This window comes from Micromonospora sp. NPDC002575 (assembly GCF_042889525.1).
Taxonomy (GTDB): Bacteria; Actinomycetota; Actinomycetes; order Mycobacteriales; family Micromonosporaceae; genus Micromonospora; species Micromonospora carbonacea.
On sequence record NZ_JBIARA010000011.1, the window covers coordinates 120,996 to 142,932 of the forward strand.

The following is a 21,937-nucleotide window of genomic DNA, read 5'->3' on the forward strand; positions in this document are numbered from 1 at the left end:
GCGCCGCGCCGGGCGTCGGCGTCCGGCTGGTCCGCCTCCCCGGCGGGCCGGCTCGTGGTGCCGGATCCGCAGGACGGATCGGGCAGTCCATCCTGGAGGTTCGGGGCGGGGCGGCGGGTGGCCGGCGGCGGGGCGCGTGCGAGCGGCGGGGATCGATGCCCGCGGCATTTCGCCCCGGCGAGCTGTCCGCCGAGGGTGGGCCCGGTAGGCGGCATCCGGCGGGAGTGCGGGAGGGGCGCGTCCCCTTCGATGGCATGACGCACGCTTGCCCGATTCGAGCTGCTTCAAAAACAAAAGACGTCTTTGCTGTTAAATGTGGGTTATACGCGATTGAGTTGCGCCGGGCGTCGCATTTGCAGTGGCCGGAGTCAATCGAGCGCCAATCCGAACGAGCGGTCGGAATCAATGTATCTGAGCCCCGTTCCGGGCGGGTTTCGCTATCCGTGCGGCCCGCGTCGCCATTCCCTTCCGGCCCGTTCCGTCGGGCCCCGGCGGCGGCACGCCCGTTCGCGGAACAGCATCGCCGTGCCCCCGGCGGCCGACTCCCGCCCCCACGGGGGTCGTGCCTGGCCCGCCCACCCGTCGGTGGCGGCGGGACCCCGCGTCGCGGTGGGCGCGGCGTGGCACGGCTAGGGGTTGTGCGCCGGCGATAGCGCAGCCTAATTTCGGGGCACCCGCAGCACGCGGGGATGGCCGGATATGGGGCTACCCGCACCCATGACGCGAAGGGTTCTGTGGCCGCGATGTCCCTGCCACTGCCGAGGCTCGTCGGCGCCCTCGACAGAGGTTAGGGCGGATGACACTGCTGCCGGCGTTACGCGCCTCCGGCACGGACCGCCCCGACGCCGTCCGGGTGGCCGGGCGCACGCTCTCCAGCGAAGCGCTGCTCGGCTGCGTGAACGCGGTCGCCGACCGGATCCGGGGCGCCGCCGCGGTCGCGGTCGACGCCACCCCCAGCCTGGAAGCGGTCGTCGCCATGGTCGGGGCCGTCCAGGCCGGCGTGCCGCTGGTGCCCCTGCCGCCCCGGGCCGACGCGCGGGAGCGCCGCCGCATCCTGCGGGAGTCCGGCGCGACCGTGCTCCTCGGCCGGGACACGTCCCACCCCCCCGGCCGGGCCGCCGTCGCCGGGCTGGCCACCGTCCCCGTCGACCTGAGCCGGCGCTCCTCGGCCCACCAGCCGGAGCCGCACCCCGACGCCGACGCGGTGATCCTCTACACCGGGGGCGCGAGCGGGCCACCGAGGGGCGTCCGGGTCTCCCGTCGGGCCATCGCCGCCGACCTGGACCGGCTGGCGGACGCGTGGCGGTGGAGCGGCGAGGACGTCCTCGTCCAGGGCGCTCCGCTGTTCCGGGCGTACGGCCTGGTGGTGGGCCTGCTCGGCGCGCTGCGCGTGGGCAGCCGCTTCGTCCACCTCGACCGGGACGCCGCCGCCGGCCCGGTCGGCACCATGTACCTGGCGGTCCCCGGCCAGTGGGCGCGCATCTCGCGGGACCGCCCCTGGGCCCGGTCGCTGTCCGGGGCGCGGATCCTGGTCTCCGCCGACGCCCCGCTGGCCCCCGCCGTGACCGAACGGCTCCGCCTGCTCACCTCGCACTCCCTCATCCAGGGGTACGGCACCACCGAGACCCTGATCGCGGTGACCGGACGGGCCGACGCGCCCTGCGCCGCCGGCACCGCCGGGACGCCCTTGCCCGGCGTGCAGACCCGGATCCTCGACCGCGACGACCGGCCGGTGCCGGCCGACGGCGAGTCCGTCGGCGAGCTGGGCATCCGGGGCCCGACGCTGTCCAGCGGGTACGTCGACGGGCGCGGGCGGTGCGCCGACGCCGCCGGCTGGCACGTCACCGGCGACCTCGCCACCGTGGCGGCCGACGGCTCGCACCGGATCATCGGGCGGCGACGGACCGACGTGGTGCACGGCCGCACCCGCCGGATCCACGCCGGGCAGGTCGAGGAGGTGCTCCTGAGCCACCCCGGGGTCCGCGACGCCGCCGTGGTCGGCACCCCGCACGCGGTGCAGGGCGAACAGGTCACCGCGTACGTGGTCGCCGCCGAAGGGCTCACCGCCCAGGTGCTCATCGACCACGTGGGCCGCCACCTGTCGGCCGGGCAACGGCCCCGCCGGGTGCACTTCGTCGACGAGCTGCCCCGCAGCGCGCAGGGCCGGATCAGGAAGTCGCTGCTCATCGCGGCCGGCTGACCGCGAACGGCCGCACCGGCCGATCGTGCGCCCGCTGCGCCCGCCGGCCGCGCCGACCCGCCGCCGCCCGGCCCCGCACGCCGCCGGGGAGGCGGGCGCCTCAGCCCTCCACCCAGCCGTGCCGCCGCGCCAGCGCCAGCATCCGGGCGCGCACCGCCACGATCTGCGCCCCGGTCAGGTCCGGTACGGAGATCAGCAGCGCCTCGGTGGTCTCGGTGACGAAGGACCGCTCGGACAGCACGTCGCAGAGCCCCTCCTCGTCCTCGATCCCGCCCTGGCCCTCGTGGCCGCGCCCCGTCGACGGCGCGACCGTCCGCACCGGGGCGGCGCGCTCGCCCGCCACGGCGGGCCCGAGCACGCGCACCGTCAGCGCCTTCGGGCCGCGCTCGTTCTCCACCGCCTCGTACTCCACCGGGACGCCGGGCCCCAGCGCCCACTTGTCGCCGTCCACCGTGTTGGCGTGCACGAACACGTCGTCGCCACCGCCGTCCGGCGCGATGAAGCCGTAACCCCGCACCTCGTCGAACCGGACCACCCTGCCAGTCAGCATCGCCACCCGCATTCCTCAGACCAAAGACCACTACACACCCCCGACCGACCAGGCCGGGGCACCCCTCAGGGTGACATCCGCCCCCGCCGCCCTCCACCCGTACCCACCCCTATCGGCGCGTCGCGCCCGATCGAGGGACGGCGCGGGCGGCCGGGGCGGCCTAGCATCGGCGGCTGTGATCGAGCAGATCCTCCCCCCGGCCGCGGTCGTGGCCGAAGCGTTCACCGACCCCGCCGGCCTGACCCTGTTCCCCGAGGAGGAGCGGCTCGTCGCCAACGCCGTCGACAAGCGCCGCCGGGAGTTCACCACCGTGCGGCACTGCGCCCGCCGCGCGCTCCGCGAGCTGGGCATCCCCGAGACGCCGATCGTCTCCGGCGCGCGCGGCGCCCCCGTCTGGCCCGCCGGGGTGGTCGGCAGCATGACGCACTGCGAGGGTTACCGGGCGGCCGTCCTCGGCCGCGCCACGGCGCTGGCCACCCTCGGCGTCGACGCCGAGCCGCACGCGCCGCTGCCCGAGGGGGTGCTCGACGCGATCGCGCTGCCCGCCGAGCGGGCCCGCACCGCCGCGCTGGCCGCCGCGCACCCCACGGTCTGCTGGGACCGCCTGCTGTTCAGCGCCAAGGAGTCGGTCTACAAGGCGTGGTTCCCGCTGACCGGCCGATGGCTGGACTTCGCCGAGGCGGACATCGTCGTCGACGCCGGCGGGACGTTCGTCGCGCGCCTGCTGGTGCCCGGCCCGGTCCTCGGCGGCGCCCCGGTGACCGCCTTCCGCGGCCGGTTCCTGGTCGAGCGGGGCCTGGTGCTCACGGCCATCGGCATTCCCGCCACCGCCGGCTGAGCCCGACCGGCCCGCGGGCCGCCGGTCGGACCCGGCGCGGGCCCGGCTCAGTCCGCCGCCAGCCTGGTCTTCTGCACCTTGCCGAGGGCGTTGCGGGGCAGCGCCTCGACCAGCCGCACCTCGCGGGGCCGCTTGTGCGCCGACAACTGGCGGGCCACGAAGTCGATCAGCTCCGGGCCGTCCACCCCGTCGCCCACCACGTACGCGGTGACCTGCTGGCCGAGGTCCGGGTGCGGGGTGCCGACCACGGCGGCCTCCCGGACGCCCGGGTGGGCCAGCAGGGCGTCCTCCACCTCGCCGGCCCCGATCCGGTACCCGCCGCTCTTGATCAGATCCGTGGCGGCGCGGCCGACGATCCGGTGCCACCCGTCCGGGCCGATCGTGGCGACGTCGCCGGTGCGGAACCAGTCGTCGGGGGTGCGGGTGGCCGCGTCGGCGTCGGGCCGGCCGAGGTAGCCGTCGAAGAGGGTCGGTCCGGCGACCTGGAGCTCGCCCATCGCCTCCCCGTCGGCGGGCAGCGCCGCGCCGTGCTCGTCGACGAGCCGGGTCCGCACCCTGGGCAGCGGCACGCCGACCGTTCCGGGCCGGCGCGGCCCGTCCGCCCGCGCGCTCACCGTGATCAGGGTCTCGGTCATCCCGTACCGCTCGACGACCTCGTGGCCGGTGAGCGCGGCCAGGTCCGCGAAGACCGCCGCCGGCAGGGCCGCGCTGCCCGAGACGAGCAGCCGCGCCGGGCGCAGCGCCCGCGCCGAGTCCGGGTCCGCCGCGATCCGGGACCACACCGTGGGTACGCCGAAGTAGACCGTGCCGCCGGCCGCCGCGTACCGCTCGGGGCGCGGCCGGCCCACGTGGTGCAGCCGGCTGCCCAGCCGCAGCGGTCCCAGCACGCCCAGGACGAGCCCGTGCACGTGGAACAGCGGCAGCCCGTGCACCAGCAGGTCCTCGGGCGTCCACGCCCAGGCGTCGGCGAGCCCGTCCAGGCAGGCGGCGACCGCCCGCCGGCCGATCACCGCGCCCTTCGGCGCCCCGGTCGTGCCGCTGGTGTAGAGGATCAGCGCCGTGGCGGCCGGGTCCGGCTCGGGGTGGGCGGCGTCCGACCGCCGCGCCAGGTCGACCGGGATCACCGGCGGGCCGTCGCCGGCCGGACCGTCGCCGCCCGCCGGGGCGAGCAGCGCCGTCGCGCCGGAGTCGCGCAGGATGTGCTCCCGCTCCATCGGCCCGGCGTCCGGCGGCACCGGGACGACCGCCGCGCCGGCCAGCAGCGCGCCGACCACCCCGACCACCGTCTCCAGGGTGGGCGTCGCCTCGACGGCCACCCGGTCCACGCCGCCCAGGTCGTCGGCCACGGCCGTGGCGAGCCGGCGCAGCTCCACCCAGGACACGGCCCGGTCGTCGACCCGGACCGCGTCCGGGCGGTCGTCGGCGGACTCGGACAGCCAGCTCAGCAGCGGCATGTGGACGCACCTCTCCACCGGTAGGGTTCGCGGTGACGCCGGCCGGTCGGGTCGTCGCGGCGGACCCGGCCCGGCGGGTCCCGGCGACCCGACGCTAGCCGGGGCGCCCGGCGGCGGGCCACCCCTACGGCCGGCGTCGGCGTGTCGGGCGCGTGCGTGGGTGGGAGGTGTCGCCGGTGGTCGGTGCGGCGGTGTGCCGGTCCGGGGGAGTCCGGGCGGTCGTCCTGGACCTCGACGGTGTGCTGGTCGACAGCCTGGCCGTGGCCCGCGAGGCGTTCGCCCTCGCGCACGCCGAGGTGGTCGGCGGCGGTGTCGCGCCCGTCGACGAATACTGCCGCCACCCGGGCCGCTACCTGCCCGACGTGCTGCGGCTGATGGGCCTCCCGGCGGCCATGGCCGACCCCTTCGTGCGGGAGAGCAACCGGCTGGCCCACCTGGTCACCCCGGTGGACGGGGCGGCCGGCGTGCTCGGCGCGCTACGCGGGCGCGGGATCGGGCTGGCCGTGGCGACCGGCCGCAGCGGGGTGCGCGCCCGCGACCTGCTGGCCCGGCTGGACCTGCTGCGCCTGGTCGACCACGTGGTCGGCTCCGACGAGGTGGCCCGCCCGAAGCCGGCCCCGGACATCGTGCGCCGGGCGCTGGAACTGCTCGGCGTCGCGCCGGCCGACGCGCTGATGGTCGGCGACGCGCCCAGCGACCTGGCCAGCGCCCGCGCGGCCGGGGTCGTCGCGGTCGCGGCGCTGTGGGGGGAGTCCGACCCGGCGACCCTGCTCGCCGCCGGCCCGGACGTCGCCCTGGCCGGGCTCGGGGACCTGCTGCCGCTCTGCGACCCGCGACCCGTGCCCGACCCGCCGCCCGGCGACCGGCCGGCGGCCCCCGGCGACCGGTTCGCGTCCCTCGGCCGAGGAGCGGACGGCGTGGACGGACACGCCGGGTGACCGCCCCACACCCCTGCTGGCCGGCCCCGATCGCGGTCGGCACCCCGGTTCGTCAGCCGATGAGTTGATTCGTGCCTCGGATGGCCGGATGATATCCGGCGTCGACCGCCCGTGCGCCGGTCGTCGTCCCACCGTGGCACGACGCGCCCGCAGCACCACAGCCCCCATCCCCAGCACCGCCATCCCCAGCACCGCGACACCACCCAGCACAGAGACGCCGCGATTTCCCCCGAGGGCCCGCCCTCGCCGGCGGCAATCCGCACGTGACGGAGGACCACGCCCATGCCGGTCATCGAGGTCGAGCACCTGCACAAGCGGTACGGCGACAAGATCGCCGTCGACGACGTCTCCTTCGCCGTCGAACAGGGCGAGATCTTCGGCGTGCTCGGCCCCAACGGGGCGGGCAAGACCACCACGGTCGAGTGCGTGCAGGGGCTGCGCCGCGCCGACGGCGGCACCGTCCGCGTCCTCGGGCTCGACCCGATCCGCGACCGCACCGAGGTGCGGCAGCGCGTCGGCGCCCAGTTGCAGGAGAGCCAGCTCCCCGACAAGCTGCGCGTGCGTGAGGCGCTGGACCTCTACCGGTCCTTCTACCGCAACCGGGCCGACATCGACGAGCTGCTCGACGACCTCGGCCTGGCCGCGCAGCGCGACACCGCCTTCCACAAGCTGTCCGGCGGGCAGAAGCAGCGGCTCTCGGTGGCCCTCGCGCTGGTCGGACGCCCCGAGATCGCCATCCTCGACGAGCTGACCACCGGGCTGGACCCGCAGGGCCGGCGGGACACCTGGGACCTGGTCGAGCGCATCCGCGACCGGGGGGTGACGGTCGTGCTGGTCACCCACTTCATGGAGGAGGCCGAGCGGCTCTGCGACCGGCTGGCCATCATCGACACCGGCCGGGTCGTGGCCATCGACACCCCGTCCGGCCTGCTGTCCCGCGTCGGCACCGAGCACCGGGTGCACTTCCGCCCGCTCGACCCGGTGGAGGACTCGCTGCTCGCGTCGCTGCCGGAGGTGACCGGGGTGCGCCGCACCGGCGACGAGATCACCGTCACCGGCCCGGAGCAGGTCCTCCAGACGGTGCTGTCGGCCCTGGCCGAGCAGAAGGTCCGCTACGCCGGCCTGCGCGTCGAGCAGCCCACCCTGGACGACGCCTTCGTCTCGCTGACCGGCCGCGCCGCCCGCGCCACCACCCCGCCGTCGACCGACGAGAGGTCCTCGTGAACGCCCTGTCCAAGCTCATCGCCGTCGAGGCGAAGCTGTTCCTGCGCGAGCCGGTGTCGCTGTTCTTCGTCTTCGCCCTGCCGCTCGGCCTCATGCTGGTCTTCGGGCTGCCGCAGCGCGGCGCATCCGGCGGGGACGCCGGGCAGCACGGCGAGCTGACCTTCCTGCCGGCCCTCGCGCTGGCCCTCACCATCGGCATGCTCGCGCTGTTCACCCTGCCCATGGCGCTGGGCATCTACCGGGAGCGGCGGGTGCTGCGCCGGCTGGCCACCACCCCGGTCAACCCGGCCCTGCTGCTGGTGGCGCAGGTGGTGGTCAACCTGGTGATGGGCGTGGCCGGCGCGGTGGTCACCGCGATCGGCGTACGGTTCCTGCTGGACCAGCCGGCCCCGGCCAACGTGCCCGCCTTCGTGCTGGCGTTCCTGCTCGGCGTGGCCTGCCTCTTCGCCGTGGGCCTGCTCATCGCGGCGCTCGCCCCGTCGGCCCGGGCGGCCCAGTCCATCGGGCCGGCGCTGTTCTTCCCGCTGCTCTTCCTCGCCGGCGCCTGGCTGCCGCGCGACCAGATGCCGGCCGTGCTGGCCCGCATCGGCGACTACTCGCCGCTCGGTGCCACCGTGGACACCCTCGCGGCGGCCTGGGCCGGCGACAGCCCGGCGTGGCCGCAGCTGCTGGCCCTGGCGGTCACCGCCGTCGTCGGCAGCGTCCTGGCCACCCGCTTCTTCCGCTGGGAGTGAAAGGAAGGGCCCCCTCTTAACGCATACGGTAGAGAAGGGTTCCCTTCTCACCGGCGGCCCACGCCGGCACCCGGCGCGGCCCGCTAGGGGGGCGGTAAGGGTGTTCGGTGAGTGTGATCTGGATTACGTTCGAGGCGGACGGGGGTCGTCGCCGACCGTCGGGAGGGCGTTCTCCCGCCGCCCGTTCCGCCTGCCGCGGAACGGGGTGCCGCCCCCCGTTCGGTGATCCGCTCCGCGCAGCGACCGGCGCGTCCGAGGCGGAGCGACGAGCGACGGAGGTCGTGCGATGACAGTTTCCGAATCCGCCCCCACTGTCCGGACGGCGAACCCCATCGTCAACGATGACGACCGGATCGCCTGGCCGGCGCCGGCCAGGACCATCGGCGGCGAGGCCGCCGGCATCATCGACGTCGTGCTGGAGGGCGGGCCCGCCACCCTGCCGACCGAGCTGCGCAGCCACCGGGTCTCCCCGGTGGAACACAAGATCAAGGTACGCCACTACGGCGGCTACGAGCACTTCGAGCGGGACTCCGGTGGCGGCGAGGCACCAATCGTCTTCCGCTGGACCGGCCGCACCCGGATCGCCGAGTAGTCGAGGCAGCGCCCCGCGGTCGGCGCGGCCCCGGCGGACCGCGCCGACCGCCGCGCCGGCTGCCGGCGGGTCAGGGCCGGTCGGGGGAGAGCCGGTGGGTCAGCGCCGTGTGCCGGCGACCGGTGCCGGCCGTACGCACCGCGATGGCCAGCGCCTTGCGCGAACCGGCCAGCACGACCAGCTTCCGGGCCCGGGTGACGGCGGTGTAGAGCAGGTTGCGCTGCAACATCGTGTACGCGCCCATGGTCACCGGCACCACCACCGCCGGATACTCGCTGCCCTGCGACCGGTGCACCGTGATGGCGTACGCGTGCTGGAGCTCGTCGAGCTCGTGGAACTCGTACCCGATGTCCTCGTCCTCGTCGGTGCGGACGGTCAGGCTCTGGTCGTCGAGGTCCAGGGCCGTCACCACGCCGACGGTGCCGTTGAACACCCCGGCCGCGCCCTTGTCGTAGTTGTTGCGGACCTGGATGACCTTGTCGCCGACCCGGAAGACCCGGCCGCCGTGCCGCCGCTCCGGCGCGTCCTCGCGGTGCGGGGCGATCGCCTGCTGGAGCAGGGTGTTGAGGTTCCCGGCCCCGGCCGGCCCGCGCAGCATCGGGGTGAGCACCTGCACGTCGCGCGGGCGCAGACCGAACCGGCGCGGGATCCGGCGGGTCACGATGTCGACCACCTGCTCGGCGGTGACCTCGGGCTCGTCGCTGGGAAAGAGGAAGAAGTCGGGGTGCTCGCCGAACACCGGGGCCTGGCCGGCGTTGATCCGGTGCGCGTTGACCACCACGCCCGACTCCTGCGCCTGCCGGAAGATGCGGGTGAGCCGGACCCTGGCCACGGTCTCGGCGGCGAGCACGTCGCGCAGCACCTCGCCCGCGCCGACCGAGGGCAACTGGTCGACGTCGCCGACCAGCAGCAGGTGCGCGCCGGGCGGCACCGCCTTGACCAGCTTGTTGGCCAGGATCAGATCCAGCATGGACGCCTCGTCGACCACCATCAGGTCGGCGTCGACCGGGTTGTCCCGGTCGAAGGTGGCGTCCCCGCCGGGGCGCAGCTGGAGCAGCCGGTGCACGGTGGTCGCCGGGTGGCCGGTCAGCTCGGTGAGCCGCTTCGCCGCGCGGCCGGTCGGCGCGGCCAGCACGATCTTTGCCTTCTTCGCCGCCGCCAGCTCGATGATCGACCGGACGGTGAACGACTTGCCGCAGCCGGGGCCGCCGGTCAGCACGGCGACCTTCGAGGTCAGCGCCAGCCGTACGGCCTGCTCCTGCTCGGGGGCCAGCTCCGCCCCCGTGCGGGCCTTCAGCCAGGCCAGCGCCCGGCCCCAGTCCACGCCCGCGAAGGCCGGCATCCGGTCCACCCGGTCGGTCAGCAGCCGGACCAGGCTCGCCGCGAGGGCCGACTCGGCCCGGTGGAACGGCGTCAGGTAGACGGCCGGGATGACGGCCCCCTCGCTGCTCGGGTTCGGCACCGCCTCGCCGACCACGCCGTCGGAGGCCGCCACGAGGTCGGCCAGGCCGGCGGCGACCAGGTCCGCCGGCACCTCCAGGATCGTCGCGGCGTCGGCGACCAGGTTCGGCTCGGGCAGGTAGCAGTGCCCGCCGTCGGCGGCCTCGGAGAGCGTGTAGCGGATGCCGGCGCGGATCCGCTGGGGGCTGTCGTGGGGGATGCCCACCGCCTTGGCGATGTTGTCGGCGGTGCGGAACCCGATGCCCCACACGTCGGCGGCGAGCCGGTACGGGTCGTCGCGCACGACGGCGATGGACTCGTCGCCGTACTGCTTGAAGATGCGCACGGCGTGCGAGGTGGAGACCCCGACGCCCTGGAGGAAGACCATCACCTCCTTGATGGCCTTCTGCTCCTGCCAGGCCGCGCCGATCGCGGCGGTGCGCTTGCGGCCGAGGCCGTGCACCTCGACCAGCCGGCCCGGTTCCTCCTCGATGATCCGCAGCGTGTCCACGCCGAAGGCGGCCACGATCCGGGCCGCCATCTTCGGGCCGATGCCCTTGATCAGGCCCGACCCCAGGTAGCGCTCGATGCCCTGCACGGTCGCCGGCAGGACGGTGGTGCACTGGTGCACCTCGAACTGCCGCCCGTACTTCGGGTGGGAACCCCACCGGCCGACCAGCCGCAGCCGCTCGCCGGGCTGCGCGCCGGGCAGCGTGCCGACCACGGTGAGCAGGTCGTCGCCGGAGCGGTCGGTGGCGACGCGGGCGATGGTGTACCCGGTCTCCTCGTTCACGTACGTGACGCGTTCCAGCACCGCTTCGAGCACGGCGCCGCGCGCGGGCGCGTCGGGGCCGGCCGTGGGTGCGGCTGCGCGGGCGGCGGCCAGCGCGGCGGCCGGCGCGGATGGGGTGGCGGACATCGTGACGATGATGGCAGAACGTCCCGTCAGCGGCGCGTGGTGGCGACCAGCCCGCCGGTGCGGCGGCGGTGCCGCCAGTACAGGTCCCGCCGGGCCCCCTTCGGGAAGCCGGGCTGCCACGGCTTGATCGGCCCGGCCGGGTGGATGACCGCCGAGTCGGACAGCTTCCCGCCGAACTCGGGCTCCAGCCGCCACGCCATCAGATCGTTCCACTGCCGGGGTAGCCGCAGCCAGTTGCCGTACACGGCGTAGTTGAGGGCGTCCTGGTCCGGGTAGCGCGACTCGTGGGCGTGCCGGGCGAGGTACGCCAGCGACTTCTCGGTGACCTCGCACTCCTTCCACCGGGGCACGTCGATGAGCAGCACGCCGGAGTTGAAGTAGAGGGCGTAGGGGTCGAGGTCGCGGTAGTCGGACAGGCCGGGTATGCCACCCATGTCGAGCAGCCGCCGGTTGAACGGGTCCCGGACCGCGCCCAGCGGGGCGCCGCCCAGGTCCACGTCGAACAGCGGGGCCAGGCTGTTCGTGCACATCGTGTCGCAGTCCAGGTAGAGCACCCGCCGCACCTCGTCGGGAAGCGCGGCCGGGACCAGCAGACGCAGGTACATGGCCGGGGACAGGTACGCCATCACGGGGTCGCTGCCCTTCGGCAGGTCCATCACGGAGGCGTCCACCCGCAGGTACTCGACGGTGGCGTCCGGCCCGGCCGCCCGGGTCAGGGCGGCGCGCGCCGAGGGGCTGACGTCGTCGGCCGCGATGAGCCAGTAGCGGACCGGCTGGCCCGGGTTCGACTCGGCGACGGACGACATGACGACCGCCGCATGGGCCGCATACGCGGCGTCAAAGGTCAATGTGAGTTCCACGTGCTCTCCTCCGCACAGGCTGAGCGTAAACTCCGTGAAATGTAAGTAGCGAATTGCGCCTTCGGCAAGGAAACTGCGCATTCAATAACCCGTAATTTGGTTCGGGCGTGGTGGGATCAATCGACCCCAGAATTGACCCCTGAATCATCCTTAAGTGCTGGACTTGGCCGGGCGCGCACGGTCTGTGAGGACTCCTCGCATAGCTGCGCGTCGTTGCCTCACCGGTCAGGGCAGCGGCCGGCAGATGTCCCGGGCATGGTCGGTGACCGCCGCGCCGACCACCGTCGCCTCCAGCGGCAGCACCTCCAGGCAGCGCCGCACCGCGGCGGCCATCAGGGCGTTGGGCACGCGCATCGACAGCGTGCAGTGCGGCACCCAACGCCCCGGCCGGTAGTGCTCGGCCAACCCGACCCCGGCGGCGGCGAGCCGGTCGTGCACGAGCGCCTGGTGGGCCAGCAGGTCGGCCGTGGGCGACGGCCCCAGCCAGAGCACCCGGCCGACGAACTGCCCGGCGTGCTGGAACGACAGCCGCAGCGGCACCGCCACCGTCGTCCCGGCCAGGGCGTCGGCCACCTGGTCCGGGTCCAGCCGCGGGGCCACCGCGAGCGACACGTGCGGCCGGTGCCGCCGATCCAGCAGGCTACGCATGCTCTGCACGCCCTCGGACTCCAACGCGTCCCACAGCACCCGGATCCGCCGGGTGGCGTCGGTGTCGAGATACAGCTCCAGCGCGGCGACCACCCGAACACCCTAGGGCCGGGCCGGCGGCGAGGTTTGATCGCCCGCCCGTGCGGTACTGGCGAGGGGACCGCGGACCCGGCCGAGGAGGAGCGCGTGGAGATCAGCGAGGTACTGACCGAGACCTACGGCCGGCTGCCCGCGCTGGTCCGCGGCGCGGTCGACGGCCTGTCCCCGGAGCAGCTACGGCGCGCGCCGGCACCCGGGGCGAACCCGGTGGGCTGGCTGGTGTGGCACCTGACCCGGGTGCAGGACCACCACGTGGCCGACCTGCTCGACGCCGAGCAGGTCTGGGCCACCGGCGACTGGGCGGCCCGGTTCGGGCTCGCCGCCGACCCGGAGGACACCGGCTACGCGCACACCCCGGACCAGGTCGCGGCCGTCGCGCCGGAGAGCGCCCGGGCGCTCGTCGACTACCACGACGCCGTCGCGGAGCGGACCCGCGGGTTCCTGGCCGGGCTGCGGCCGGCGGACCTGGACCGGGTGGTCGACGAGGCGTGGGACCCGCCGGTCACCCTCGGGGTCCGGCTGGTCAGCGTCGCCGAGGACGACCTCCAGCACGTGGGCCAGGCCGCCTACGTGCGCGGCCTGCTGCTCACGGGACGATGACCGCGCGACCCTCCACGGAGCCGTCCTGTAGCTTCCGGTAGGCGTCGACCGCCTCGTCCAGGGAGAACGTGGTCGTCTTCGGCCGCACCAGACCCCGGGCGCCCAGGTCGAGCACCTCGATCAGCTCCGGCCGGCTGCCCCAGTAGGTGGTCTGGATGCTCACCTCGTAGGGCACGGAGAAGAACGACACCGGCAGCGTGCCGCCGGCGATGCCGACGATGGTGAGGTCCCCGACCGTACGGGCCGCAGCCGCGCCGAGCCGCAGCGTGGCGTCGGCACCGACGAAGTCGAGGACCACGTCCGCGCCCCGCCCGCCGGGGGTGGCCCCACGGATCTCCTGCGCGGTCGCCTCGCCGGAGACCAGCGTCAGGTCGGCCCCGTACTCCTCGGCCAGCTTGAGCGCCTCGGGGCGGGTGTCCACGGCGATGACGCGGGCCGCCGTGGTGGCCTTGAGGATCTGCACGCCGACGTGGCCGAGGCCGCCGACGCCGATCACCACCGCGGTGCTGCCGGGCGGCAGCTTGTGCCACGACCGGCGGATCGCGTGGTACGGGGTGAGGCCCGCGTCGGTCAGCGGCGCGGCGTGCAGCGGGTCCAGCCCCTCCGGCAGCGGCACGACGTGCCGGGCGTCGGGAACCAGCTCGTACTCGGCCATGCCGCCGTCCAGGCCCAGGCCGCCGCCCCCGCCGGGCACCGGCGCGGCGGCCGGGTTCTCGCAGTACGGGTCGACGCCCACCCGGCAGCGGGCGCAGGTGCCGCAGCCCCACGGGCCGTAGACCGCCACGGGCTGGCCGACCTCCAGGCCGGTCACCCCGGCGCCGAGGTCGTGGACCCAGCCGGCGTTCTCGTGGCCGAGGGTGAACGGCGGGTTCCAGGGCACCGTCCCGGCCTCGAAATCGTGCATCAGGTGCAGATCGGAGTGGCAGGCGCCCGCCCCGCCGATCCGCACCACCACCTGACCGGGACCGGCGGTGGGTTCGGCCACCTCGACCAGCTCGGGTTCCGACTTCCAGCCCGGCAACCGCAGCGCGCGCATGGGTCTCTCCTGTTCCGTCGATCGGCTCTGTAGCCGTCGGCGTGCCCGTTCGGCGTCCGGGCAAACAGTCGCCACCGCGCCCGGGTCAAACGGTCGCCACCGCGCCCGGGCCCGGACGCCCCGGCCGGGATTCACCCGGACCGGGTGAGCCGGGATCACCCGTCGAACGGGGATGGTCCGGGAAACGACCCGTGTCGTCCGGGAGGGAGGGCTGATGACCACATCCGCCGCGGACTACCTGGCCAGCTGGGTCGGGGGCCGCCACGAGGACCTGCCGGAGACCACCAACGGCACGGTGCGCCTCGACATCCGCGACGACGGCAGCACCGACCACTGGTTCCTCACCATCGGTGACCAGCGGGTGGGGGTGAGCCGGTCGGCGGAGGCGGCGGACCTCGTCGTCGCGGGGGACCGGGCGGTGTTCGACCGGATCGTCGCCGAAGGCACTCACATCGGCGCGGCACTGGTCCGCAACGATGTCACCGCCCAGGGGGACCTGCGGCTGCTGATGCTGCTGCGGCGGCTGTTCCCCGGCCCGCCCGACGCCCGCCACCCCCGGGAGGTGGCGGTCACGGCAGCCGCCACGCACCGTACGCCGGCGTCGCAGCGGGGTGAGCGGCGGTGAAGCAGGAGCTGGTCAACGTGCTGACCGGCAACTCCTTCGCGGTCAGCGACGCGCAGGGCGACATGACGCCCGACCCGCGCGCGCCCATCGGCCTCTTCTCGTTCGACACCCGGTTCCTGTCGCGCTGGGTGCTCACCATCGACGGGAAGCGGCTGAAGGCGCTGTCCCGCGACGAGATGACGTACTTCGAGACCAGGTTCGTGCTGGTTCCCGGCGCGGCGAGCCACTACGTCGACGCCGACGTCTCGGTGATCCGGCACCGGTCCATCGAGGACAGCTTCCACGAACGGATCGTCGTGCTCAACCACTCGGTGGAGCCGGCAGACTACACGGTGCGCATGGAGATCGCCTCGGACTTCGCCGACACCGCCGAGATCAAGGAGCCGAGGGCGCGGCGGGTCGTCGCCGTCCCGATGCCGGCCGAGGGGGAGCTCCGGCTCTGCTACCAGCGGGAGCGGTTCGCCCGCGAGACCGTCGTCTCGTCCACCGCCCCCGTGGAGGTGGACGCCGGCGGGATGACCTTCCGGGTCCGGGTCCCCCCGAACGGCTCGTGGACGACCGACCTGCGCATCGACATGATCATTCGGGGGGCGGAGGCCCGGGACCTGCGGGCCAGCCTGGAGGCCCACCGCGAGCAGATCCGCCGGGACATGCGCGAGGACCTGCGCCGCTGGCACGAGAGCGCCCCGAAGCTGGTCGCCGAGCACGACGGGCTCCGCGAGGCGTACGAGGAAAGCCTCGCCGGCCTCGCCGCGCTGCGGTACACGCCGCTGTCGATCCGGGGCAAGGTGCCGGTGGGCGGCCTGCCGTGGGCCATGGCGCTGTACGGGCGGGACGCCCTGATCACCTGCCTGGAGACGCTGCCGTTCACCCCGGAGCTGACCCCGCCCACGCTGCGGCTGCTCGCCCTCGGCCAGGGCGGCCGGCTCGACGACCACCGCGAGGAGGAGCCCGGCAAGATCGTCGCGGAGTACCGCTACGGCGAGAACGCGGTCTTCGGCGAGGAACCCACCTACCTGCACTACAGCGCGGCCGACACCACGCCGCTGTTCGTGATCCTGCTCGACGAGTACGAGCGCTGGTCCGGCGACGCGGACCTGGTGCGTGAGCTGCGCCATCCCGCCCGGATGGCGTTGGACTGGATCGACGAGTACGGAGACATCCTCGGCGACGGTTACGTGCGCTACCAGCGGCGCAACACCCGCACCGGGCTGGTCAACCAGTGCTGGAAGAACTCGCCCGGCGCGATCGTCGACGCCGACGGCCGGGAGCCGGGGTTGCCCCGCGCCACCTGCGAGGTGCAGGGCTACGCGTACGACGCGAAGCGGCGCGGCGCGCGCCTGGCCCGCGAGTTCTGGGACGATCCGGCGTACGCCGACCGGCTGGAACGGGAGGCGGCGGAGCTGAAGGCGCGGTTCAACCGGGACTTCTGGCTCCCGCACCGGGACTACTACGCGCTGGCCCTGGGGCCGGACGGCGAGCCGGTCGACGCGCTCGCCTCCAACATGGGACACCTGCTGTGGAGCGGCATCGTCGACGAGAAGCGCGCCGAGGCGGTCGCCCAGCACCTCGTCGGGCCACGGATGTTCTCCGGCTGGGGGGTGCGCACCCTGGCCGACGGACAGCGGGTGTACAACCCGGTCGGCGCGCACCTCGGCGCGGTGTGGCCGTCGGACAACGCGATCATCGCGGCCGGACTGCGCCGTTACGGCCACGACGAGGCGGCGGCCCGGATCGCCGCCGGCATCTTCGGCGTGGTGCGGACGCTGGGCAGCCCGGTGCCGGAGGTCATCGCCGGCTACCCCCGCGACGTCACCCGGTACCCGGTCCAGCTTCCGCACGCCGGCCGACCCCAGTCGTGGTCGTCGGGGGCGCTGCTGATGCTGCTCGGCACCGTCCTCGGGCTGTCGCCCTGCGGGGACAACCTGCTGGTCAACCCGGCGTTGCCGAGGGGCTTCGGGCGGGTCGAACTGCTCGACATCCCGGGCCGCTGGGGGCACGCCGACGCGTACGGCCGGGACCGGGCCCTGGCTGGCCATGGCCGCCGCCCCCGCCTCGGCTGAACCCCCGACGCGCCTCGGCCCCGCCCGTGCGCCTCGGCCTGGCCCGTTCGCCTCGGCCTGGCCCATCCGCCTCGGCCTGGCCCACCCGCCTCGGCCCCGCCCGTTCGCCTCGGTGATCAAGAGGAAAGCGTCAACTTTGATCTTTCCGATGACGCAAACCTCTTGATCACCGACGTGGGAGCGGGGTGGGGTCAGGTCACGCCTAGGGTGAGGGCCAGGTGGATCAGGGTGGCCGGGGCGTGCGGGGCACGGGTCACCTGGGCGATCACCTGCCGGGCGGCGGGGCGGTGGCGCAGTTCGGCCGGGGCGGTGCGTTCGGCGTCGAGCAGCACCCGGCCGGCTCCGCGCGGGTCGTCGGTGCGCAGGTACGCCTGCGCCGCGTCGAGCAGGTGCGCGGCGCGGTGCTCGGGTGGCAGCCACCGCCAGGCGTTCCGCCTGACCGTCTTCTCGTGCCAGGCGACCGCGTCGCGGGCCGCGCCCAGCTCGACGGCTGCGGCGGCGCGGGCCAGGTCGACCACGGTGGGCCCGAACGCCGTCCGGTGGTGGTCGTGGCCGTCGCCCACCCGCGCCGCCAGATCGGCGGCCTCGTCGAGCAGGTCGGCGGCGGCACGATGGTCACCGAGGCACGCCGCCGCGAGGGCGGCCTGCACGAGCAGCGTCCCGCACAACGACAGCTCCGCCGGGCTGCCGTCGTCGGGGTCGGCCGGAGCGATCCGGTACGCCGCGGCCAACGCCACCGACTTTGCCGCGCCTGCCCGCCCGCAGGCGCGCAGTACCTCGCCGAGCTGCACACAGGCAGCCGCCAGCAACAGCGGTTCACCCGAAGCGGCGGTCACCGCCCGGTCGGCGGCCAGCCAGCCCAGCTCACCCTCGCCGAGCTTCACCAGCAGCGAGGCGGTCACCCGGTACGCCTCCACCAGCACTGCCCGCCCCGACACCTGATCGTCGGCGTGAGCCCGCTGCGCAGCCGCCAATAGACCCGGCACCAACGTCAATACCTGCGGATACCGGGCATACTGGAACGTGATCCACACGTGGGCGACGTCCAGGGACAGCCGGTCGGCCGGCAGGACCGGACCACCACCGGCTGGCTTGCCGAGCGCGACGTCGTACGTCGACAGCGCCGCCCGGATGCGCTCGACGCCCTCGACACGCTCGGTCACCTCGACCGGCTGGATGTCGCGGCCCAGCAGCACCGAAGCGTCGACGCGCAGGGCGGCGGCGAGCTCCTGGAGCGTGGACACCTTGTCCAGGGCGCGGACACCCCGTTCGACCTTGTCCACCCAGCTCTTCGACTTGCCCAACCGGTCGGCCAGCAACTGCTGCGTCAACCCGCGCCGAACCCGCCACTGCGCTACCCGCCGACCCGGCGGCAGACCCTCACCGCCCACGACGCCACCGTCGATCCGGCACCGCCCGGGTCGTCTCCTCCACCGGTATCCGCTCCGCCTCGGCCTGCGCGAGGATCCGCTGCCGGGCGGCCTCCCGCTCCGCCTCCTCGATCTGCTCGCCCCGACCCTGCGTGGACTCACCCTGCGTACCGTCGCCCACCTGACATCCTTCCGAAGGGGGCGCGACGGCGGCGCTCTTGGAAGGACCAATCGCCGTCGCACCAGTTGAAGGGGCGCGGCTCGCGGCGAAACCGGTTAGGTCAAGCCCCGCATCGGTCGCTCCCTGTGACTCAATGCTTACGACGCGGCATCGTTGAACCCAGGTACGCGACCGACCACGGTAAATAACCTGTCGAGGGAGGTCGTACGCCGCGTGCGACTACGCGCCGACCAGGGACGTCAGCTCGGCGAGCTCCTTGGTCATCGCTCGCCGACGCTTTTCGGCGATCGACTGGACGATATCCCGGGCGTACCGCTGCTGCCGGAGCCAGGCTGGTGCCCGCTCCCGCAGGTCCATCAGCACGCTGGTTGCCTCGGCGTACGCGCCGGTCTGGACATGGGAATGCGCGACATCCAAGCGGTGCCGCTGTCGGGACGAGGGGGTAACCTGCGGAGACTGTGGCACCTGCCGTGCCAGGGTCAAAGCCTCGTCCGGGCGGCCAGCGATCACTGCCGCTTCCACCCGCATCAGGTGTACGCCCTCGGCGGAGTAGTCGTTTCCGGTGATGTCGGCGTCTGGGCTCGGCCGGTCGCCGAGCCGGTGCGCTCCGGCTGCCGCCAGGTCGAGCATGTCCCGGGCGTCGGTGTGCCTGGCGTCCCGAACGGCCGCCGACGCGCCCTTCATTAGCAGGAATCCCCACGCGGCGAGTTCGGCAGGTGAGGCAGTGGACAGCCTCGGCTCGACCTGATCCGCTGTGCGGACCGCGAGGGCCTCCGCCTCCGCGAACCGGGCCTGCCGCAGCAGCAGCCAACACATCGGTGCGACCGCTGCGGCACCCACCATCTGGTCGCCACTGTGACGCGCGTGGTCGAGGGCCGAGGCGAGGGCGACATGCGCGAGGTCCAGGCGGCGTAGCTGAATGAGCAGCCGACCGGCCAACTGGTGAGCCCGGGACGCGAGCGCGTGAGCAATCAACCGTTCGTCGCCGTCGGTCAACCCGACAAGTGCCCGGGCCTCGTCCAGCAGACCAGGAATCAGTCCGAGCGCGGCCGCATAGTCGTTGGCATGGTAAATCGTGTTCGCGGTCAGGATGGAGCGGCGAACGTCAGCGGCGGTCGGTGGGCCGGTCTCCGGATCGCCGATCACCGAACGTCCGTCGAGACCGGATACTGGGGTCAGTGCGCGTCGGACGTCGACGAGGCCGAGTGGTTCGGCGTCGGGCTCACGCATCGCCTGTGCCTGCGCGGCGGACCCCATCAATGCCGTCGTGGGCACACTGAGCGCGGTGGCCAGCCTGTTCAGGGTTGACATGCGGGCGCTGGTCCGTTCGTTCTGCTCCAGCTTGCGAATCGTCTCGACGCTCACCCCGGCGCGCTCGGCCAACCGCTCCTGCGTCAGGGTGGACTCCGTCCGCAACTTCCGCAGGTGATCACCGATCGTCGTGTTCATGGCTGCCTCCCGGGTAGGCGAACTGGGGTCGTCTCGCCCCTCGTCAGACGAGTCGCCACTTCGGACGGTACCTGAATCAGTGAGTGGAAGATGACACTGTGCACACGGATGGTGGTGCTGAGTTCGCCATCGCTCAGCCTTCTGCCCACACGATCTCCGGTGCAGGCGATGGCCAGGGATCACCCCCGCGTGTGCGGGGAAGAGCATGGACGGCGAGGCATTCGCGACGGCCGGCGCGGATCACCCCCGCGTGTGCGGGGAAGAGCTGCTCATGGGTGGCGGCACCAAGTCCGCCGCCGGATCACCCCCGCGTGTGCGGGGAAGAGCGCCGTCGTCCGACTCGTGCAGCTCTTCGGCGTGGGATCACCCCCGCGTGTGCGGGGAAGAGGGGTCCGGCCAGTCCGCGTCGCCGGTGGTCCGGGGATCACCCCCGCGTGTGCGGGGAAGAGGCTTGTTGACCTCGGGCGTTGAAGATCAACATCTCCGATTTCGTTCACTTTCCTGGCCACGGGCCCCCGGCTCCTGTCGCCGCCTACCGGTGACACCGTACCGCCAACTCGCCGTGTCACCCTGCGTCGGGCGTGTCCGGGACGGGCTGGCCGGTGGGTGCCGCGGTGGGCCGACCGGCCGCCGGGGTGGCCGGCCTGGACCGGTCGGCCGGCGCGGGTCGGCCCACCGGTACCGAGGGAGTTCCCGGCATCGACGGGATCGCCGGCATCGACGGGATCGGCGGCACCGAGGGATTCCGCGGCGACCCAGGGCCTCCCGACCCAGGGCCATCCGGCAGCGAGGGGGTGGCCGGGAAACGGCCGGGCCGCCCGTCCGGCCTGCCGTCGACGCCCGGTCGACCCGTCGGCGTCGGCGTCGGGGTGGCGGCCGGGGTGGAGGACGGCGCGACCGCCTCGGCGCACCAGCTCGGCACGCGCTCCGGGCCGCCGGCGGCGGCGACCAGGTCCGCGTAGCGCGGCTCGGCAAGGGCCCGGTCCACCGTGGCCTCGGCGCGCAGGCTGTGGCAGAGCACGACCAGCGGGGCCGGCGGGACCCGGGGGTCGCGGGCGCCCCCGGGCGAGCCGGCGGTGCGTCCCGGCGACCCGCTCGGCGGGGCTGGCTGCCCGCTCGCCGGTGCCTCCGCCCGTTCGCCCGCCCTGCCGAGTGGCTGGGGCAGCGCGCCGTGGGTGGCGGCGAGCGCGACCCCGCCGGTGGCGGCGACGGCCAGCGCCGCGAGCGCGGCCTTCGCGCTCAACAGGCCGGCGAGCAGCGTGGGTCGGGCCCGGGTCGCGCGGACCGGCGCGGCCGACCCGGTGCGGGCCAGGCGGTACGCGTGCAGGGCCGCGCCCTCGCCGCGCAGTTCGTCGGGGCGGGCAGCGGCGCGGACCGCCGCTAGGAGCCGGACCAGCGGCTCCGCGCCGCCGCCCCGCTGCTCGCCGAGCAAGCTGGCGCTGGGGCTGCCGACGGAGCTGGCGAGCAGGCGCTCGACGGTCTCCTGGTCCATCCGGTGTGCGTTCATCTCGTGTCCCTCAGCGCCATCGGGCGAGCGGGCGTCACACCACCACCGGACGGGCCAGTCAGCCCATCGTCTTCGCGCCGTCGATGGCCTCGCGGAGGATGTCGGCGTGCCCGGCGTGCTGGGACGTCTCGGCGATCACGTGCAGCAGCACCCGGCGCACCGACCAGCTCGCCCCGGGCTCGAACCAGGGGGCGGCGGGCAGCGCGTGGGCGGCGTCCAGGTCGAGCGTCGCGACCAGCTCGTCGGTCGTCGCGGCCACCTGGGCGTAGCGGTCGAGCAGGGCGGCCAGGGTCTCGTCGCCCATCCGGAACCCGTCGGACCAGTCCGCCGGGTCGGCCCGCATCGCGTCGGCACCGTCGACGGCGAACCGCAGCCACCTCTGCTCGGTGAGGGCGACGTGCTTGATCAGCCCGCCGAGGCAGAGCTCGCTGACGGTGCTGCGCAGCGCGGCCTGCGCGTCGGTGATGCCGTCCACGGTCCTGCGCAGGAACCCGCGGTGCAGGCGCAGGGCCTGCAACAGGTCGGCCCGCTCGCCGGTGCGGAGCTGCTCGGTGTGGGTCATGCCACCGTCCTTCCTGGTCACGTCCCCACCAACCTATGCGGACCCACC

At 74.3% G+C, this 21,937-nt stretch carries 20 protein-coding genes and 1 CRISPR repeat array; of the genes, 9 read left to right on the forward strand and 11 right to left on the reverse strand.

Annotated elements, in window-relative coordinates; translation table 11 throughout:
- The first annotated feature begins 796 nt into the window (after positions 1-796).
- On the forward strand, positions 797-2,200 hold the full coding sequence (locus ACFYWL_RS18030; RefSeq protein WP_386973877.1) for an AMP-binding protein: 1,404 nt from the start codon (positions 797-799) through the stop codon (positions 2,198-2,200).
- A gap of 100 nt (positions 2,201-2,300) precedes the next feature.
- Here the strand turns inward: ACFYWL_RS18030 and ACFYWL_RS18035 are convergent, their stop codons facing one another.
- Positions 2,301-2,750 carry a cold-shock protein gene (locus tag ACFYWL_RS18035; RefSeq protein ID WP_386974183.1) on the reverse strand — a complete coding sequence of 150 codons (450 nt, stop codon included), beginning with the start codon at positions 2,748-2,750 and terminating at the stop codon, positions 2,301-2,303.
- Positions 2,751-2,925: 175 nt separating this feature from the next.
- On the opposite strand from ACFYWL_RS18035, the gene ACFYWL_RS18040 reads away from it, so the two are divergent.
- Positions 2,926-3,588, forward strand: a complete 663-nt coding sequence (locus ACFYWL_RS18040; RefSeq protein ID WP_386973879.1) for a 4'-phosphopantetheinyl transferase — start codon at positions 2,926-2,928, stop codon at positions 3,586-3,588.
- A gap of 47 nt (positions 3,589-3,635) precedes the next feature.
- On the opposite strand, the gene ACFYWL_RS18045 is transcribed toward ACFYWL_RS18040, so the two are convergent.
- Positions 3,636-5,042: an acyl-CoA synthetase gene (locus ACFYWL_RS18045; RefSeq protein ID WP_386973881.1), complete on the reverse strand. Its 1,407-nt coding sequence runs from the start codon at positions 5,040-5,042 to the stop codon at positions 3,636-3,638.
- 176 nt (positions 5,043-5,218) lie between these two features.
- Between ACFYWL_RS18045 and ACFYWL_RS18050 the strand changes: the two genes are divergently transcribed.
- The 4 genes from ACFYWL_RS18050 to ACFYWL_RS18065 all read left to right on the forward strand — a co-directional run bounded on the left by ACFYWL_RS18050 (position 5,219) and on the right by ACFYWL_RS18065 (position 8,530).
- Positions 5,219-5,980, forward strand: coding sequence for an HAD-IA family hydrolase (locus ACFYWL_RS18050; protein ID WP_386973883.1), 762 nt, complete (start codon positions 5,219-5,221; stop codon positions 5,978-5,980).
- A gap of 282 nt (positions 5,981-6,262) precedes the next feature.
- The gene (locus tag ACFYWL_RS18055; RefSeq protein ID WP_386973885.1) at positions 6,263-7,204 is read left to right on the forward strand and encodes an ATP-binding cassette domain-containing protein; all 942 of its coding nucleotides are present in this window, start codon (positions 6,263-6,265) and stop codon (positions 7,202-7,204) included.
- Complete coding sequence (locus tag ACFYWL_RS18060; protein ID WP_282324892.1) at positions 7,201-7,938, forward strand: ABC transporter permease; 738 nt, start codon at positions 7,201-7,203, stop codon at positions 7,936-7,938. The genes ACFYWL_RS18055 and ACFYWL_RS18060 overlap by 4 nt, the downstream gene beginning before the upstream one ends.
- 286 nt (positions 7,939-8,224) lie before the next feature.
- The gene (locus ACFYWL_RS18065) at positions 8,225-8,530 is read left to right on the forward strand and encodes a DUF5988 family protein (RefSeq protein WP_386973888.1); all 306 of its coding nucleotides are present in this window, start codon (positions 8,225-8,227) and stop codon (positions 8,528-8,530) included.
- Positions 8,531-8,600: 70 nt separating this feature from the next.
- Here ACFYWL_RS18065 and ACFYWL_RS18070 read toward each other — a convergent pair whose 3' ends face one another.
- The 3 genes from ACFYWL_RS18070 to ACFYWL_RS18080 all read right to left on the reverse strand — a co-directional run bounded on the left by ACFYWL_RS18070 (position 8,601) and on the right by ACFYWL_RS18080 (position 12,490).
- On the reverse strand, positions 8,601-10,889 hold the full coding sequence (locus tag ACFYWL_RS18070) for an ATP-dependent RecD-like DNA helicase (protein ID WP_386973890.1): 2,289 nt from the start codon (positions 10,887-10,889) through the stop codon (positions 8,601-8,603).
- 26 nt (positions 10,890-10,915) lie between these two features.
- Positions 10,916-11,749 carry a glycosyltransferase family 8 protein gene (locus ACFYWL_RS18075; RefSeq protein WP_386973893.1) on the reverse strand — a complete coding sequence of 278 codons (834 nt, stop codon included), beginning with the start codon at positions 11,747-11,749 and terminating at the stop codon, positions 10,916-10,918.
- 225 nt (positions 11,750-11,974) lie between these two features.
- Positions 11,975-12,490 carry a 2'-5' RNA ligase family protein gene (locus ACFYWL_RS18080; protein WP_386973896.1) on the reverse strand — a complete coding sequence of 172 codons (516 nt, stop codon included), beginning with the start codon at positions 12,488-12,490 and terminating at the stop codon, positions 11,975-11,977.
- 93 nt (positions 12,491-12,583) lie between these two features.
- On the opposite strand from ACFYWL_RS18080, the gene ACFYWL_RS18085 reads away from it, so the two are divergent.
- Complete coding sequence (locus ACFYWL_RS18085; protein ID WP_386973899.1) at positions 12,584-13,096, forward strand: DinB family protein; 513 nt, start codon at positions 12,584-12,586, stop codon at positions 13,094-13,096.
- On the opposite strand, the gene ACFYWL_RS18090 is transcribed toward ACFYWL_RS18085, so the two are convergent.
- Positions 13,083-14,132, reverse strand: a complete 1,050-nt coding sequence (locus ACFYWL_RS18090; protein WP_386973901.1) for an NAD(P)-dependent alcohol dehydrogenase — start codon at positions 14,130-14,132, stop codon at positions 13,083-13,085. The two genes, ACFYWL_RS18085 and ACFYWL_RS18090, sit on opposite strands and share 14 nt — an antisense overlap.
- 214 nt (positions 14,133-14,346) lie before the next feature.
- On the opposite strand from ACFYWL_RS18090, the gene ACFYWL_RS18095 reads away from it, so the two are divergent.
- Complete coding sequence (locus ACFYWL_RS18095; protein WP_386973903.1) at positions 14,347-14,757, forward strand: SCP2 sterol-binding domain-containing protein; 411 nt, start codon at positions 14,347-14,349, stop codon at positions 14,755-14,757.
- Positions 14,754-16,820, forward strand: a complete 2,067-nt coding sequence (locus ACFYWL_RS18100) for a glycogen debranching N-terminal domain-containing protein (protein WP_386973906.1) — start codon at positions 14,754-14,756, stop codon at positions 16,818-16,820. The genes ACFYWL_RS18095 and ACFYWL_RS18100 overlap by 4 nt, the downstream gene beginning before the upstream one ends.
- Positions 16,821-17,011: 191 nt before the next feature.
- On the opposite strand, the gene ACFYWL_RS18105 is transcribed toward ACFYWL_RS18100, so the two are convergent.
- From ACFYWL_RS18105 to ACFYWL_RS18125, 5 genes are all read right to left on the reverse strand, one after another.
- Complete coding sequence (locus tag ACFYWL_RS18105) at positions 17,012-18,211, reverse strand: helix-turn-helix domain-containing protein (protein WP_386973909.1); 1,200 nt, start codon at positions 18,209-18,211, stop codon at positions 17,012-17,014.
- On the reverse strand, positions 18,201-18,371 hold the full coding sequence (locus tag ACFYWL_RS18110; RefSeq protein ID WP_386973911.1) for a hypothetical protein: 171 nt from the start codon (positions 18,369-18,371) through the stop codon (positions 18,201-18,203). The genes ACFYWL_RS18105 and ACFYWL_RS18110 overlap by 11 nt, the downstream gene beginning before the upstream one ends.
- Positions 18,372-18,590: 219 nt before the next feature.
- Positions 18,591-19,820 (reverse strand): helix-turn-helix domain-containing protein, encoded by a 1,230-nt coding sequence (locus ACFYWL_RS18115; protein WP_386973914.1) that lies wholly within the window; start codon positions 19,818-19,820, stop codon positions 18,591-18,593.
- A 176-nt stretch (positions 19,821-19,996) separates the two neighbouring features.
- A CRISPR array of direct repeats spans positions 19,997-20,269; the repeat unit is 28 nt; unit sequence GGATCACCCCCGCGTGTGCGGGGAAGAG.
- Between the two features lie 116 nt (positions 20,270-20,385).
- The gene (locus tag ACFYWL_RS18120; protein WP_386973917.1) at positions 20,386-21,327 is read right to left on the reverse strand and encodes a hypothetical protein; all 942 of its coding nucleotides are present in this window, start codon (positions 21,325-21,327) and stop codon (positions 20,386-20,388) included.
- A 58-nt stretch (positions 21,328-21,385) separates the two neighbouring features.
- Complete coding sequence (locus ACFYWL_RS18125; RefSeq protein ID WP_386973920.1) at positions 21,386-21,889, reverse strand: DinB family protein; 504 nt, start codon at positions 21,887-21,889, stop codon at positions 21,386-21,388.
- Between the last annotated feature and the right edge of the window lie 48 nt (positions 21,890-21,937).

What these genes read in the sequence shown, in the direction of transcription:
- ACFYWL_RS18030 (WP_386973877.1), top strand. Translation starts at nt 797, where the DNA reads ATGACACTGCTGCCGGCGTTACGCGCCTCCGGCACGGACCGCCCCGAC.
- ACFYWL_RS18035 (WP_386974183.1), bottom strand. Translation starts at nt 2,750, where the DNA reads ATGCTGACTGGCAGGGTGGTCCGGTTCGACGAGGTGCGGGGTTACGGC.
- ACFYWL_RS18045 (WP_386973881.1), bottom strand. Translation starts at nt 5,042, where the DNA reads ATGCCGCTGCTGAGCTGGCTGTCCGAGTCCGCCGACGACCGCCCGGAC.
- ACFYWL_RS18055 (WP_386973885.1), top strand. Translation starts at nt 6,263, where the DNA reads ATGCCGGTCATCGAGGTCGAGCACCTGCACAAGCGGTACGGCGACAAG.
- ACFYWL_RS18065 (WP_386973888.1), top strand. Translation starts at nt 8,225, where the DNA reads ATGACAGTTTCCGAATCCGCCCCCACTGTCCGGACGGCGAACCCCATC.
- ACFYWL_RS18070 (WP_386973890.1), bottom strand. Translation starts at nt 10,889, where the DNA reads ATGTCCGCCACCCCATCCGCGCCGGCCGCCGCGCTGGCCGCCGCCCGC.
- ACFYWL_RS18090 (WP_386973901.1), bottom strand. Translation starts at nt 14,132, where the DNA reads ATGCGCGCGCTGCGGTTGCCGGGCTGGAAGTCGGAACCCGAGCTGGTC.
- ACFYWL_RS18095 (WP_386973903.1), top strand. Translation starts at nt 14,347, where the DNA reads ATGACCACATCCGCCGCGGACTACCTGGCCAGCTGGGTCGGGGGCCGC.
- ACFYWL_RS18115 (WP_386973914.1), bottom strand. Translation starts at nt 19,820, where the DNA reads ATGAACACGACGATCGGTGATCACCTGCGGAAGTTGCGGACGGAGTCC.
- ACFYWL_RS18120 (WP_386973917.1), bottom strand. Translation starts at nt 21,327, where the DNA reads ATGAACGCACACCGGATGGACCAGGAGACCGTCGAGCGCCTGCTCGCC.
- ACFYWL_RS18125 (WP_386973920.1), bottom strand. Translation starts at nt 21,889, where the DNA reads ATGACCCACACCGAGCAGCTCCGCACCGGCGAGCGGGCCGACCTGTTG.